Source organism: Rubrivivax albus (assembly GCF_004016515.1).
GTDB classification, from domain to species: domain Bacteria; phylum Pseudomonadota; class Gammaproteobacteria; order Burkholderiales; family Burkholderiaceae_C; genus Rubrivivax; species Rubrivivax albus.
In genome coordinates, this window is record NZ_SACT01000002.1 from 679,425 (window position 1) to 692,828 (window position 13,404).

Below are 13,404 nucleotides of genomic sequence, written 5' to 3' on the forward strand. Positions count from 1 at the left end.
TTGCGTGAGCATTTAGGTGAAATGTAGGTAACCGTGGAATTGCTCACGGACCAACCGGAGTTCACCATGTCTCTTTTCGTTGAAGCCCTCATGGAAGTGTTTGGTCTGCCCAAGACCGGCGGCTGGGCCTGAAATTCGGGCACAGGCCGGGCATCGGAGCCGGGGCTAAGAGCTGGCGACAGTCAGCGGAGCCACCGGCTCCGGTGCTAGCAGCGAGCCGTCGCGCAGCCCTCGCACGGTGGCGAACGCCAGGCCCAGGATCACCAGCGACGCCAGCGCCAGCAGCACCGGCCCGAGCACGGCCATGATCGTGCCCGGCTGGGCCAGGCGCAGCGTGAGCGCTGCCAGCGACGCCAACGGGAACGACAAGGCCCAATGCGTCATGCCGAAGGGCATGGCGGCGATGGCCTTGGCGCGCGCACCGGCCCACAGCAGCGCGAACAGCGCCATGCCCCAGGCCATCCAGGCCAGCGTGGGGGGCGCGTCCAGTTGCAGCGCGCCCAATCCCACGACCGCCGGTGGCGCGATGACGATGAAGGTGGTGGGCGCCAGCCGTTCCGGCCACGGGCCCTGAACGGCCAGGCGCACCACCACCAGCGTCAGCACCACCGGCCAGAACAGCAGGCCAATGCCGAACTGCGCCGCCGACCAGTCGGCATGGCCCAGCGGTACGCCCGCCAACGGCGCGAGCACGTTACCGACGATGGGCACGAACAGCGCCGGTGTCACCGACGGCCAGGCCGGCCGGCCCCACCAGCGGGCCAGCACCCAGGCCGTGATGCCCAACTGGCCCAGGCTACCCGCCCACCACAGCGCACGCGCCAAAGGGTGCACGCCGAACAGGGCCACGGCCACCGTGGCCACCAGCATGGCGCCGATCGGCAGTGCCGCAATGAAGGTGTGACGGACCGGATGGCGCCTGTCCTCGGCCCAGGCTTCGGGATGCCGCCACCCGCGCAGCGCCGTGAACACCAGCAGTGCGACAAACACCGCCGCGCCGGCCGTCCCGGCCAGCAGGGCGAAGGCCGACGCCATCTCGCCCATCAGCGGCACGGCCCGGTGCCAGGCCAGCGCCAGCCCGGTCAGGCCCATGACGATGGCGTACCAGCCCGGATAGAGGTAAGCGAGCTTCGGTTTCACGGACTGCCCCCCGCCTACTTCAGCACCTCGCCGTCGGCATCGCGCACCGACACGGTCACCGGGATGGCCCCGGCCACGCTCTGCGTCACCGTGCAGTAGGCCTCGAAGCCGCCGAGCACCCGGTCCAGGTGCTGCAGTTGCGCCGCCGGCACCCCCAGGGTGAGCGTCACCTGCATGCCCAGCACGCGCAGGCGGCCGTCGGCATTGCGGCCGACCTCGGCCGTCACCTCGGTGCGGATAGGCTCGGGTTGCTGCTTGAACTTGCGCAGCGCGAACAGCAGCGACGCGCTCAGGCAGTTGCCCACCGCGGCGGCCAGCAGCTGCACCGGCGACGGCCCGGCGCCCTGACCCAGCGGCGGCGGCTCGTCCACCCGCAGCGCGGCCACACCATCCCCGAAATCCACGTCGAACGCGTAGTCTTCGGCCTGCACCAGGCGCAGGCTGATGTGGCCGTCGCTCATCTGAGCCTCATCTCACCTTGCCGAGCAGGGTCTGCACGTCGTCGAGCATCGGCGCCAGCTGGGCCTGCACGGCGGCGTCAGCGCCCAGGCGGGCGCCGAGCTCCTGCTCCATGAAGCAGACGGTCATGCGCACGTAGGTGCTGTCCAGCGCCTTGCGCACCGCCGCCATCTGGCTGGCGATGTCCAGGCAGGGCTGGCCTTCCTCGATCATGCGCTGGATCCCCCGCAACTGGCCCTCGGCCCGCTTCAGGCGGTTCAGCAGGTCGGTGCGGCTCTTCTCGTCGGTCAACACGGCCATGGCGCAATCCTCTTGGCGGATCAGGTCGTCGGAAAGCGCCATTGTGGCCTCCATGCTCAGTTGGCGCAGGCGAGCTTCGATTCCGGCACGCCGAGCTTCTTCAGGATCAGCGCCAGCGGGCAGAAGTTGGTGAAGCCGAACTGGAACAGGTTCAGGCCGACGAAGGCCGTGAAGGCCAGCCACCAGGGGCTGACGAACAGCGGGCTGGCCTCGACGCCCAGCGCCAGCGAGATCAGGATGAACAGGCCCGCGAAGATGCGGATGTAGCGTTCGACGGTCATGGGATCACTCCTTCGATGAGGACAGTTGCAGGGATTCGAGGCGTCGCCGGTTCACCGCGTAGTACAGGACCGGGATGACGACCAGGGTCAGCAGCGTGGAGACGAAGATGCCGAAGATCAGCGAGATCGCCAGGCCGTTGAAGATGGGGTCGTCGAGGATGAAGAAGGCGCCGATCATGGCCGCCAGGCCGGTCAGCGCGATCGGTTGGGCGCGCACGGCGGCCGACTGCACCACGGCCTCCTTGAAGGCCATGCCACGTTCCACCTGCAGGTCGATGAAGTCCACCAGCAGGATGGAGTTGCGCACGATGATGCCGGCCAGCGCGATCATGCCGATCATGCTGGTGGCGGTGAACGGCGCGCCCAGCAGGGCGTGGCCCGGCATCACGCCGATGATGGTCAGCGGGATCGGCGCCATGATCACCAGCGGCGTGCCGTAGCTCTTGAACTGCGCCACCACCAGCAGGTAGATCAGGATCAGGCCCACGCCGTAGGCGGCGCCCATGTCGCGGAAGGTTTCGTAGGTGACCTGCCACTCGCCGTCCCACTTCACGGCATAGGCCCGATACGGATCGCTGGGTTGCGAGATCCAGTACTCGCCCACGGTGCCGGTGCCCGGCAGCGCGGCCGTCTGCAGGCTGCCACGCAGGCCGAACAGGCCGTAAAGCGGTGAGTCGGGCGTGGCGCCGCCGGCCTTGACGTCGGCGAACACGTAGCTCACGCCCTGCAGGTCCTTGGTGTAGAGCGGCTTGTCGATGACCCCCTGCTCCACGCGCACCAGTTCAGACAGCGGCACCAGCTGCCCGTTGGCCGCGCGCAGCGGCAGCGCCAGCAGCGCGTCCAGCCCCACCTGGGCGCTGCGCGGCAGCTGCAGGCGCACAGGCACCGGGTACTTGCTGCGGCCGTCGTGCAGCCAGGTGGCGTCCAGGCCCGACAGTGCGCCGGCCACTGTCTGCGCCACCACCGCCGCCGGGATGCCCAGCGCCTCGGCGCGCGCGCGGTGGATGCGCAGGAAAGCCTGCGGCGCGTCGTCGCGCAGCGTGGTGTCGATGCCGGCGATGTCCGGGTGCTTCGCCCACTCTGCGGCCAGGCGTTCGGCCAGCTGCTGGCGGCCGGCTTCGTCCGGGCCGTAGACCTCGGCCACGATGGGGCTCATCACCGGCGGGCCGGGCGGCACCTCCACCACCTTCAGGCGCGCGCCGTGCTGCGCGGCGATGCGCTGCAGCTCGGGCTGCAGGCGCTGTGCGATCACGTGGCTCTGGTCGTCGCGGTGCGCCTTGTCCACCAGGTTGACCTGCAGCTCGCCCATTTCGGCGTCGGCGCGCAGGTAGTACTGGCGCACCAGGCCGTTGAACGTGATCGGGCTGGCGGTGCCGGCGTAGCCCTGCAGGTCGCGCACCTCGGGCTGCTTGACCAGATAGGCGCCCATGGCCTGCAGCGCCGCGGCGGTGTCTTCCAGCGCGCTGCCGGCCGGCATGTCGACCACGAGCGCGAACTCGCTCTTGTTGTCGAAGGGCAGCATCTTCAGCACCACCCACTGCACCACGGCCAGGCCCACCGACAGCATCAGGGCGGCCAGGATGCCCGCCAGCAGCAGCCAGCGCTTGCGGGCGCTCTCCAGGAACGGACGCAGCAGGGCCGAGAACAGACGGGCCAGCGCGCCGGCGATGCCCTTCTGCGGCGCCTCGTGCGCGGCGGCGTCGTCGTGGCCGGCGTGGCCGTGGCCACCGGACTTCATCAGCTTCAGCGCCAGCCACGGCGTCACCGTGAAGGCGATGGCCAGCGACAGCGCCATGCCCAGGCTGCTGTTGATCGGGATCGGGCTCATGTACGGGCCCATCAGCCCGCTGACGAAGGCCATCGGCAGCAGGGCCGCGATCACGGTCAGCGTGGCCAGGATGGTCGGCCCGCCGACCTCGTCCACCGCCACCGGGATGATCTCGCGCAGCGGCCGGCCGGGCGTGAGCTGCTGGTGGCGGTGGATGTTCTCCACCACCACGATGGCGTCGTCGACCAGGATGCCGATGCTGAAGATGAGTGCGAACAGGCTCACGCGGTTAAGCGTGAAGCCCCAGGCCCAGCTGGCGAACAGCGTGGCCGTCAGCGTCAGGATCACCGCGCCGCCGACGATCACCGCCTCGCGCCGGCCCAGCGCCAGGCCCACGAGCAGGATCACCGAGCCGGTGGCGAAGGCCAGCTTCTGGATCAGCTTGTTGGCCTTCTCGGCCGCCGTCTCGCCGTAGTCGCGCGTCACGGTGGCTTCCAGCCCCGGCGGGATCACGGTGTTGCGCAGTTCGTCCACGCGCGCACGGGCAGCCCGGGCCACGTCCACCGCGTTCTCTCCCGGCTTCTTGGTCACGCTGACGGTGACGGCCGGGTACGCGCCGCCGCCGGCATCACCCCCTGGCGTGTACCAGACGTGGTGCTTCGGCTGGCCTGCGCCCGGCGTGACCGTGGCCACCTCGCGCAGGTAGACCGGCTTGCCGGCGTGCACGCCGACCACGAGCTCGGCCACGTCGTCGGCGCTCTTCAGGAACTCGCCCGTCTCCACCGCCAGCAGGCCGGACCCGGCGGGGTTCGCCACGCTGCCAGCCGGCATGGCCAGGTTGGCGGCCTGCAGCGCCTGCTGCAGCTGCATCAGGTCCACGCCGCGGGCGCGCAGGCGGGCCGGGTCCAGCGCCACCGCGATCACCTGGCCCGGGCCGCCGATGGTCTTGACCTCGCGCGAGCCCGGCACGCGCTTGAGCTCGGTCTCCATCGACGCGGCCACGCGCTCGAGTTCCAGCGCGCTGGCGGCGTCCCTGGACCACAGCGTCACCGCCAGCACCGGCACGTCGTCGATGCCCTTGGGCTTGACGATGGGGGTCAGGGTGCCCAGGCCGGCGGGCAGCCAGTCCTGGTTGGCGTTGAGCACGTCGTACAGGCGCACCAGCGCCTCGGTGCGCGGCACGCCGACCTGGAACTGCACCGTCAGCAGCGCCATGCCCGGGCGGGCCACGGAGTAGGTGTGCTCGATGCCGGCGATCTGGCCGAGCACCTGCTCGGCTGGCCGCGCCACGAGGTTCTGCACCTCGGTGCTGTCGGCCCCCGGGAAGGGGATCAGCACATTGGCCATCGTCACGTTGATCTGCGGCTCTTCCTCGCGCGGCGTGACGAGCACGGCGAACAGGCCCAGCAGCAGGGCCACCAGGGCCAGCAGCGGCGTGATGGCACTGGCCTGGAAGGCCGCGGCCAGGCGGCCGGAGACGCCGAGGGTGGGTTGGTCGGTCATGGCCACGTGGCGTCAGTTCGCGGGTTGCGCGCCGGCCAGGCCGGCCTTCACCGCGTCGGTGGCGTAGCGCTCGCCGGCCTTCAGCCCGGCCAGCACCTCGATCCCGGCGTCGCCCTGCACCGCGCCCAGACGCACCGGGCGCAGCACGAAGCGGCCGTCCTGCACCACGTAGACGGCACTGAGCTCGCCGCGCTGCAGCACGGCCGCGGCCGGCAGCACCGGGCGCACCACGGCGCCGGCAGCCGCCGCGGCAGCGCCGGCAAAGCGCACCTGGACCGACTGGCCCGGCGCGAACGCGGCTGCGGCTTCCGGGGCGAGATCCAGCCGCCATTCCACCGTCTGCGCCACCGGGTCGGCCGACGGCAGTTCGGTGCGCGACACCGGCGCCACCCAGCGGCCGTCCGGCAGCTGCACCTCCACCGTGCTGGCGGCGCGCGCCAGCGACGAGCGCGTGGACGGCACCTGGGCCACGGCGCGCAGCCGGCCGGGCGCATACAGGGTCACCAGCGCACGCCCGGGTGCAGCCAGGTCGCCGGCCTCCACATGGGTGGCCAGCACCACGGCATCGAACGGGGCCGTCACCGCGGCGAAGCTGCGCGCCAGCGCGGCCTGGGAACGGCCGGCCCGGGCCTGGTCCTGGCCCGCCTGGGCGGCGCGCAATTGGGTCTCGGCGGCGTCCAGCGCCGCCTGGCTGACGAAGCCCTGGCGCTTGAGCTCGCGCGTGCGTTCGGCCTGGGCACGGGCGTTGGCCAGCATGGCCTCGGCCTGCGCCACGCCGGCGTCGGCCGCGGCCAGCCCGGCGGCCGCGCTGCGCTCATCGATGCGTGCCAGCACCTGGCCGGCACGCACCCGGTCGCCGGCCTTGACGGCCAGTTCCAGCACGTTTCCGGCGGTCTGCGCCGCCACGGTGCTCTGGCGCAGGGCCTGCAGCTCACCGGTCAGCACGAAACCGGCGCGATCGGGTGCGGCCGCCAGCACGGCCGTGGGCACGGCGCCGGGAGCAGCCTGGGCCCACGCGGCGCCCACGGGCAACACGCCGGCGATCAGCGCGGCAACCGCGGTGGCGAGAAGAGGGGTTCGGGATGACATGGCGGGATGTGTTCGGATACCTTGGCAGGTATCCTATCACATACCCACCAGGGTATCAAGTCAGTACACCGGCGCCGACCGGGAACTCCGCTTCGGCCTGCGCGCCGGACCAGGCGACCCAGTCTACGACCTCCAGCCGACCATCGGCGTGTTCCACCAGCGCGGTCAGGCTCTCCACCCAATCGCCGTCGTTGGCGTAGAGCACACCGTCGATGTCGCGCATCTCGGCATGGTGGATGTGGCCACAGACCACGCCCTGCAGGCCGCGCCGGCGCGCCTCGCGCGCCACGGCGACCTCGAAGTCGCCGATGTAGCTGACGGCGCGCTTGACCTTGAGCTTGAGGTACTTCGACAGGCTCCAGTACGGCAGGCCCATCCGCGCGCGCAGCGAGTTCAGGTGCCGGTTGAGCTTGAGCAGGAACTCGTAGGCCGTGTCGCCCAGGTAGGCCAGCCACTTGGCGTACTGGATGACGCCGTCGAACAGGTCGCCATGGGTGATCCACAGGGCCCGGCCGTCGGCGGTGGTGTGGATGGCCTCGTCGACCACGTCCACGCCGCCGAAGTTGTGCTCCACGTACTTGCGCGCGAACTCGTCGTGGTTGCCCGGCACGAAGACCACGCGCGTGCCCTTGCGCGCCTTGCGCAGCAGCTTCTGCACCACGTCGTTGTGCGCCTGCGGCCAGTACCAGCTGCGGCGCAGCTGCCAGCCGTCGATGATGTCGCCCACCAGGTACAGCGTCTCGCACTCCAGCGCGCGCAGGAAATCCAGCAACTGCACGGCCTGGCAGCCAGGTGTGCCCAGGTGGATGTCGGAGATCCAGGCCGTGCGCACGCGCAGCTTGGGCCCCGGCGGCTCGGTGGCGTCGCCGGTGTCACCGGGGTCCATGTCGTCACGGCGCATGGGCATCCATGGTCGTGGCGGCCGATGACAGCGGCGTGTCGCCGTCGCGTCCGGCCGACACCAGGGGCTCCAGCAACAGGGCCTGCCCCATGCAAATGTGGGTGCCGGTGGCGATGCCAGGCGCGAGCCGAAACCCCGGCGGCGCGAACACGATGATGGTCGAGCCGTGCTCGAACCAGCCCAGTTCCTGGCCCCGGGTCACCGGCACGTCGCAGGGCAAACGGTTCGGGCCGCGGTAGCGCAGGTGCAGGCGCACGTCCAGCGCGTGCAGGCGGAGGCTGGCCACCAGGATGGCCGCCACCGGCACCAAGGCGATGCGCGCGCCGGACGGCAACGTCAGCGGCAGCACCGCGCGTTCGTTGCGGCAGAACAGCCGTTCCACGCGCGCGAGCGCGATGGGGTTCACGTTCCAGGTGTCGCCGCTGAGATAGATCACGTCGCCCAGCCGCGCGTCGCACGGCGCATGGAAGCGGTGGTACATGGCCGAGGTCAGGCGCAGCGTGACGTAGCTGCCGCCGACGAAGTCGGCCGCCAGCGGGTCGCCGCCGAACAGGTCGGCCATCGCGTACGGCATGCCCTTGGCCTGGAAGACCTGCCCGTCGCGCACCGCGCCGCAGGCGCCGACGATGGCGTCGCAGGGGCTCACCAGCACGTCGGGCCGGGGGTCCACCGGCCGCGTGCCGGGCTTCAGCGCGCGCGTGAACACAGCGTGCAGGCTGTCGAAGTCGGCTGGTGCCGCCTCGCTCAGGTCCAGCGGCGTGAACTGCCGCCACACGGCCACCGAGAGCCGTGTCAGCCAGCGGCTGCGGATGCGGCTGAAGCGGCCCATCAGCCGTGTCAGCAGGAGGCGGGGCACGCGATTGGTGAGCAGGAAGTTCAGGTCCTCCTGCATCAGCAGGCGGTCGCGCCAGCGAGACGCCGGGGCCGTGGTCTCGGGGTTTTTCATTCGCCTGTCAACGCTTTGCAGTCAAGTGGTCACCTTCGACACCTTCGAAGGACGTACATGGATGGAACCCTCGCGCTCGGCGCCGCGGCAGTGGCTGCAGCCGCCGTGCTGCCCAAGGCCCAGCGCCGGCTCGAGCTGTCGCTGGCCAAGCACCGGTCGCTGACCGGCCACGCGCGCATGGCGCAGCGGGTGGCGCGCTGGCTGCCGGGCTACGCCTACGACGAGGCGCGGTTCTTCGCCTGCGACGGTGCGCCCGACGAGGTGATTGCGCAGCGCCGTGCCGGGCTGGCGCGGCTGGCGGCGTTCTATCGCGAGCGCTATCCGCAGACGCTGGCGCTGTCCGCCGAGGCCGCCACCCACCTGCCGGACCTGCAGCTCACCGGCGCGTACCGTGTGCCTTTCCAGTTCGCACCAGTGCTGCGCCAGCACCTGAAGATCGGCAGCTTCATGGCCCGCAGCGAGGGCCACATGCTCACCGACCTGGACGGCAACCGCTTCGTGGACCTGACCGGGTCCTACGGCGTCAACCTGTTCGGGCTCGACTTCTACAAGGCCTGCATCGCCGAGGGCAGCGCCCAGGTGGCCGAACTCGGCCCGCTGCTGGGCAGCCTGCACCCGGTGGTGGCGCACAACGTCGCGCGCCTGCGGGCCCTCTCCGGCCAGGACGCGGTGTCGTTCCACATGTCGGGCACCGAGGCGGTGATGCAGGCGGTGCGCCTGGCCCGTTACCACACGAAGAAGCGCTATCTGGTGCGCTTCAGCGGCGCCTACCACGGCTGGTGGGACGACGTGCAGCCCGGCCCCGGCAACCCGATGCCGCCGGGCAGGGTCTACACGCTGCAGGAGATGAGCGAGGCCACGCTGCGCGTGCTGCGCAAGCGGCGCGACATCGCCTGCGTGCTCGTCAACCCGCTGCAGGCGCTGCACCCCAACAAGGCGGCCCCAGGGGACTCGTCGCTGGTCGACGGCAGCCGGCGCGCCGGTTTCGACAAGGCCGCCTACACCGCCTGGCTGCAGCAGCTGCGCGAGGTCTGCACGCGGCGCGGCATCGTGCTGATCATGGACGAGGTCTTCATGGGTTTCCGGCTGGCACCGGGCGGAGCGCAGGACTACTTCGGCGTCAAGGCCGACCTCGTCACCTATGGCAAGACGCTGGGCGGGGGCCTGCCGGTGGGCGTGGTCTGCGGCCGTGCCGACCTGATGAAGCGCTTCCGCGAGGACCGGCCGGCCGACCTGTGTTTCGCGCGCGGCACCTTCAACGCCCACCCGTACGTCATGGGCGCGATGAGCGCCTTCCTCGACCGCTTGGAGACCCCGGAGGTCCAGGCCACCTACCGCGACCTGGACACGGTGTGGAACGGCCGCGCCGCGCGCATGAACCAGGCCTTGCAGGCCGCCGGCCTGCCGCTGCGCGTGGCCAACCTGACCAGCGTGTGGACCGTGAGCTTCACCCAGCCCTCGCGCTACCACTGGCTGCTGCAGTACTACCTGCGTGCCGCCGGCATCGCGCTGAGCTGGGTAGGGACGGGGCGTCTGATCTTCACGCATGGCTTCGACGACACGGCCTTCGACGACGTGGTGCGCCGCTTCGTCGAGGCCGGCCGCGCGATGGCGGCCGACGGCTGGTGGTGGCGCGACGACGCGCTGACCGACAAGGACATCCGCCGCGGCATCCTGCGCGAGCTGCTGCACGCGCGGTTCGGCGTCTGAGGAAGGGGCCGCCGCCGCACCAGCGGCGGCGGCGCTGATCGCGATCAGCGCTGGAGTTCGACGGCAGCCTCGCCGTCGTCGTCCGACTTCGGCGCGGCCTGCGCCGCCATCACCTGCCGCACGTGCGTCATCGGGTCGAGCCGTTCGCCGCGCAGCAAGGCCAGAGGTGCCTTGTGATAGAGGTAGACGTCGTGGAACGGGTCGGTGAGGATCTTGGTCATCCACACCAGACCCTCGAGCGGGCTCTTCAGCACGAACAGGTGCAGCGTGCGGAACAGCAGGCCGCCCACACCCAGCGCCAGCCACAGCAGGCCCACGTCGTGCACCCAGCCGGCGAAGCCCGTGCTCGGTTCGATCAGGCCGAGCAGGCTGCGGTCGACCCACAGCAGCGCCGGCAGCAACACCCAGGCCGACAGCAGCACCACCTTGCGGCGCAGGTTGTAGCCGACCTTGATGGCTTCCTTGTGTTCGTTCGTGGCCTGGTTGACGTGGTCGAAGCCCAGCGGCTCGAAGAAGAAGTGGCCGGCCTGGCGCGTGGTCATCGACACCAGCCAGCCCACCAGGGCCGCGGCCGCCGGGTCGATGAACAGCAGGCCGTAGGCCACCAGGAAGCTCAGCGCGCTGATCAGGTGCAGCGTCTGGTTGATGCGGCTCTGGTGGTAGTAGCGGTGGTCGTCCCAGCGCTGGATGGCCAGCTGGCGGCGGAATTCACGGATCAGGTCGGTCACACGGGCTCCTGTGGCGGCACACGATGTGTCCGGATCGTGACCAGCGGCGGTGAATCCGGCGTGACACGGCAGTGACAGCGGCGCGACACGTCCGCTGTCATCGAATTGACGTGCAAGCGCCACACCATCGGTGCATGGAGACGCTGGCCACCGACGAGATCTGGGTCGAACAACTGGCGCCGGCGCAGCGCAGCCTGCGCATCGCCATGGTCACCGAGACCTGGCCGCCGGAGGTCAACGGCGTGGCCATGACGCTGGCGCGGCTGGTCGATGGTCTGCGGGGCCGCAACCACGCGCTGCAACTCGTGCGCCCGCGGCAGACGCGCCAGGACAACGGCGTGGCCGAAGGCGCGTGGGCCGACGAGGGCTGGCAGGAAGTGCTGCTGCGCGGCCTGCCGATCCCGCGATACCCGCACCTGAAGATGGGGGTGCCCAGCAAGCGGCGCCTGGTGGAGCTGTGGACGCTGCAGCGGCCCGACCTCGTGCACATCGCCACCGAAGGCCCGCTGGGCTGGTCGGCGCTGCAGGCGGCGCAGCTGCTGAAGCTGCCCGTGGTGTCGGACTTCCGCACCAACTTCCATGCCTACAGCGCGCACTACGGCATCGGGTGGCTGAAGAAGCCCATCGTCGGCTACCTGCGCAAGTTCCACAACCGAACGCTGTGCACCATGGTGCCCACCGAGGCGCTTCGGCGCCAGCTGGCGGCCGCCGGCTTCGACAACCTGCAGGTGGTGGCGCGCGGCGTCGACACGCAGCAGTTCAGCCCAATGCACCGCAGCGAAGCGCTGCGCCGCACCTGGGGCGTAGGCGACGGCGAGCGCGTGGTCACCTGCGTGGGCCGGCTCGCACCGGAGAAGAACCTGGGCCTGCTGCTGGAGGCGCTGGCCGCCATGCGCCAGGTGGACCCGGCGCTCAAGCTGGTGCTGGTGGGCGACGGTCCGGCGCGCGGCGCGCTGCAACAGGCCTGCCCCGACGCCATCTTCGCCGGACAACGCCGCGGGCCGGACCTGGCGGCCCACTACGCCAGCGCCGACCTGTTCCTCTTCCCCAGCGAGACCGAGACCTTCGGCAACGTGGTGCCCGAGGCCATGGCCAGCGGCCTGGCCGTGCTGGCCTACGACCTGGCCGCCGCCGGCCAGCTGATCACCCCCGGCGTCGATGGCCTGCTGGCCCCCGCCGGCCGGCGGGCCGCCTTCGTCGAACAGGCGGTGCAGCTGGCCCGCCAGCGCGGTTTCGTGCAGCAGCTGGGTCGCCAGGCCCGCGCCACTGCGGCGGCGCTGGACTGGGAGCGCATCGTGCAGCAGGTGGAGCGAACCTACCTCAGCGCCATGGCCGCCGGCCCGCGGCCGCAGGCCTCGGGCCGCTTCCTGCCGCGCCCGCGGACCAGCTGACCAGTACCGCCGAAGCTGCGGCCACCACCAGGCCGAAGCCGGCCATCAGCGGCAGCAGCGGCACCTGCAGCGCGCCGAGCGCCGCGTAGACGGCCAGCATCACCAGCACGCTGGCGTTCTCGTTGAAGTTCTGCACCGCGATCGACCGCCCCGGGCTCAGCAGTTGCACGCCGCGGTGCTGCAGCAACGCGTTCATCGGCACCACGAGGGCGCCGCCCATGGCACCCACGGCCACCAGCAGCGGCACGGCCAGGGCCACCGAGTCGACCAGGGCCACCACGGGCACCAGCAGCCCCAGCGCCACGCCACAGGGCAGCACGCGCCGGGCAGCGTGCAGCGGCACCCAGCGCCCGGCCGCAGCGGCGCCGACCACCACGCCCACGGCCACCACCGCCTGCAGCAGCGCAGCACGGTCCAGCGACAGGCCCAGCCGTTCGGTGGCCCAGCGCAGCACGGCGAACTGCATCGTCGCACCGGCACCCCAGAACAGGGTGGTTGCGGCCAGCGACAGTGCGCCTTCGCGGTCGCGCCAGAGCGTGCGCTGGGCAACGCCGAACTGCCGCCACAGCCGCCGGGGCGCTGCGTGCAGCGGCGCTGGCAGCAGCACCACCGCCCGCCCGCTGGCGGGCACCCCCAGGTTCAGCATGGCCGCCAGCGTGTACAGCGCCAGCACCGCCGGCATCGCCAGCGGCAGCCACCCCGGCACCGACAAGCCGCCACCGGCCACGGTGCCCAGCAGGATGGCGCCCACCATCGTCACCTCCAGCCAGCCATTGGCCGCCACCAGGCGTGCCGAGGGGGCGAGCTCCGTCACCAGCCCGTACTTGGCGGGGGCGTACACCGCCGCGCCCAGGCCGATGACGGCAAAGGCCGCCAGCGGGTGCAGGCCGGCCATCAGGGCCACGAGGCCCGCAGCCTTGAGCGCGTTGCTGGCCATCATCACGCGGGCCTTGGGCGCCGCGTCGGCCAGTGCCCCCACCAGCGGCGCCAGGCCCACGTAGGCCAGCGTGAAGCTGAGCTTGAGCAATGGCGCCACCCAGGCCGGCAGGCCCCAGCCGGGGAGGTGTGCGATGGCGACGATGAGCAGCGCGTTGTCGGCCAGGCCGGAGACGAACTGCGCACTCAGGAGCCAGAAGAAACCGCGCGGCATGGGCATCGGGCCGAATCCGGGGGATTCGACCCGCGCCG

Annotated in this window: 12 protein-coding genes; 2 read left to right on the plus strand and 10 right to left on the minus strand. The window is 71.3% G+C overall.

Annotated elements, in window-relative coordinates; genetic code table 11:
• Nucleotides 1-165 precede the first annotated feature (165 nt).
• From ENE75_RS09415 to asd, 8 genes are read right to left on the minus strand one after another with little or no spacing between them, the layout of a single operon-like run.
• Nucleotides 166-1,140 carry an SLAC1 anion channel family protein gene (locus tag ENE75_RS09415; RefSeq protein WP_233258996.1) on the minus strand — a complete coding sequence of 325 codons (975 nt, stop codon included), beginning with the start codon at nucleotides 1,138-1,140 and terminating at the stop codon, nucleotides 166-168.
• 14 nt (nucleotides 1,141-1,154) lie between these two features.
• Nucleotides 1,155-1,601 (minus strand): OsmC family protein, encoded by a 447-nt coding sequence (locus ENE75_RS09420; RefSeq protein WP_128198007.1) that lies wholly within the window; start codon nucleotides 1,599-1,601, stop codon nucleotides 1,155-1,157.
• Between the two features lie 7 nt (nucleotides 1,602-1,608).
• Entirely contained in the window at nucleotides 1,609-1,899 is a 291-nt protein-coding gene (locus ENE75_RS09425) for a metal-sensing transcriptional repressor (RefSeq protein WP_128198008.1), read from the minus strand.
• A 56-nt stretch (nucleotides 1,900-1,955) separates the two neighbouring features.
• Nucleotides 1,956-2,180 (minus strand): YgaP family membrane protein, encoded by a 225-nt coding sequence (locus tag ENE75_RS09430; RefSeq protein ID WP_128198009.1) that lies wholly within the window; start codon nucleotides 2,178-2,180, stop codon nucleotides 1,956-1,958.
• 4 nt (nucleotides 2,181-2,184) lie between these two features.
• Nucleotides 2,185-5,451, minus strand: coding sequence for an efflux RND transporter permease subunit (locus tag ENE75_RS09435; protein ID WP_128198010.1), 3,267 nt, complete (start codon nucleotides 5,449-5,451; stop codon nucleotides 2,185-2,187).
• A gap of 12 nt (nucleotides 5,452-5,463) precedes the next feature.
• A complete protein-coding gene (locus tag ENE75_RS09440) occupies nucleotides 5,464-6,540 on the minus strand; it encodes an efflux RND transporter periplasmic adaptor subunit (protein ID WP_128198011.1) in 1,077 nt (358 codons plus the stop codon).
• Between the two features lie 55 nt (nucleotides 6,541-6,595).
• Entirely contained in the window at nucleotides 6,596-7,441 is an 846-nt protein-coding gene (locus ENE75_RS09445; protein ID WP_375138474.1) for a UDP-2,3-diacylglucosamine diphosphatase, read from the minus strand.
• Entirely contained in the window at nucleotides 7,431-8,387 is a 957-nt protein-coding gene (asd, locus tag ENE75_RS09450) for an archaetidylserine decarboxylase (protein WP_128198013.1), read from the minus strand. Before asd ends, ENE75_RS09445 begins: the two co-directional genes overlap by 11 nt.
• Before the next feature lie 57 nt (nucleotides 8,388-8,444).
• On the opposite strand from asd, the gene ENE75_RS09455 reads away from it, so the two are divergent.
• On the plus strand, nucleotides 8,445-10,097 hold the full coding sequence (locus ENE75_RS09455) for an aminotransferase class III-fold pyridoxal phosphate-dependent enzyme (RefSeq protein WP_128198014.1): 1,653 nt from the start codon (nucleotides 8,445-8,447) through the stop codon (nucleotides 10,095-10,097).
• A gap of 44 nt (nucleotides 10,098-10,141) precedes the next feature.
• Here the strand turns inward: ENE75_RS09455 and ENE75_RS09460 are convergent, their stop codons facing one another.
• Nucleotides 10,142-10,825: a hypothetical protein gene (locus tag ENE75_RS09460; protein ID WP_233258997.1), complete on the minus strand. Its 684-nt coding sequence runs from the start codon at nucleotides 10,823-10,825 to the stop codon at nucleotides 10,142-10,144.
• 134 nt (nucleotides 10,826-10,959) lie between these two features.
• Here ENE75_RS09460 and ENE75_RS09465 point away from each other — a divergent pair, with 134 nt between their 5' ends.
• Nucleotides 10,960-12,216 (plus strand): glycosyltransferase family 4 protein, encoded by a 1,257-nt coding sequence (locus ENE75_RS09465; RefSeq protein ID WP_128198015.1) that lies wholly within the window; start codon nucleotides 10,960-10,962, stop codon nucleotides 12,214-12,216.
• On the opposite strand, the gene lplT is transcribed toward ENE75_RS09465, so the two are convergent.
• Complete coding sequence (lplT, locus tag ENE75_RS09470) at nucleotides 12,146-13,372, minus strand: lysophospholipid transporter LplT (RefSeq protein ID WP_233258998.1); 1,227 nt, start codon at nucleotides 13,370-13,372, stop codon at nucleotides 12,146-12,148. The two genes, ENE75_RS09465 and lplT, sit on opposite strands and share 71 nt — an antisense overlap.
• Nucleotides 13,373-13,404: the final 32 nt, after the last annotated feature.

Excerpts from the sequence above, each read along its gene's own strand:
- ENE75_RS09420 (WP_128198007.1), bottom strand. The coding sequence starts at position 1,601 with ATGAGCGACGGCCACATCAGCCTGCGCCTGGTGCAGGCCGAAGACTAC.
- ENE75_RS09425 (WP_128198008.1), bottom strand. The coding sequence starts at position 1,899 with ATGGCCGTGTTGACCGACGAGAAGAGCCGCACCGACCTGCTGAACCGC.
- ENE75_RS09430 (WP_128198009.1), bottom strand. The coding sequence starts at position 2,180 with ATGACCGTCGAACGCTACATCCGCATCTTCGCGGGCCTGTTCATCCTG.
- ENE75_RS09435 (WP_128198010.1), bottom strand. The coding sequence starts at position 5,451 with ATGACCGACCAACCCACCCTCGGCGTCTCCGGCCGCCTGGCCGCGGCC.
- ENE75_RS09440 (WP_128198011.1), bottom strand. The coding sequence starts at position 6,540 with ATGTCATCCCGAACCCCTCTTCTCGCCACCGCGGTTGCCGCGCTGATC.
- ENE75_RS09445 (WP_375138474.1), bottom strand. The coding sequence starts at position 7,441 with ATGCGCCGTGACGACATGGACCCCGGTGACACCGGCGACGCCACCGAG.
- asd (WP_128198013.1), bottom strand. The coding sequence starts at position 8,387 with ATGAAAAACCCCGAGACCACGGCCCCGGCGTCTCGCTGGCGCGACCGC.
- ENE75_RS09455 (WP_128198014.1), top strand. The coding sequence starts at position 8,445 with ATGGATGGAACCCTCGCGCTCGGCGCCGCGGCAGTGGCTGCAGCCGCC.
- ENE75_RS09465 (WP_128198015.1), top strand. The coding sequence starts at position 10,960 with ATGGAGACGCTGGCCACCGACGAGATCTGGGTCGAACAACTGGCGCCG.
- lplT (WP_233258998.1), bottom strand. The coding sequence starts at position 13,372 with ATGCCCATGCCGCGCGGTTTCTTCTGGCTCCTGAGTGCGCAGTTCGTC.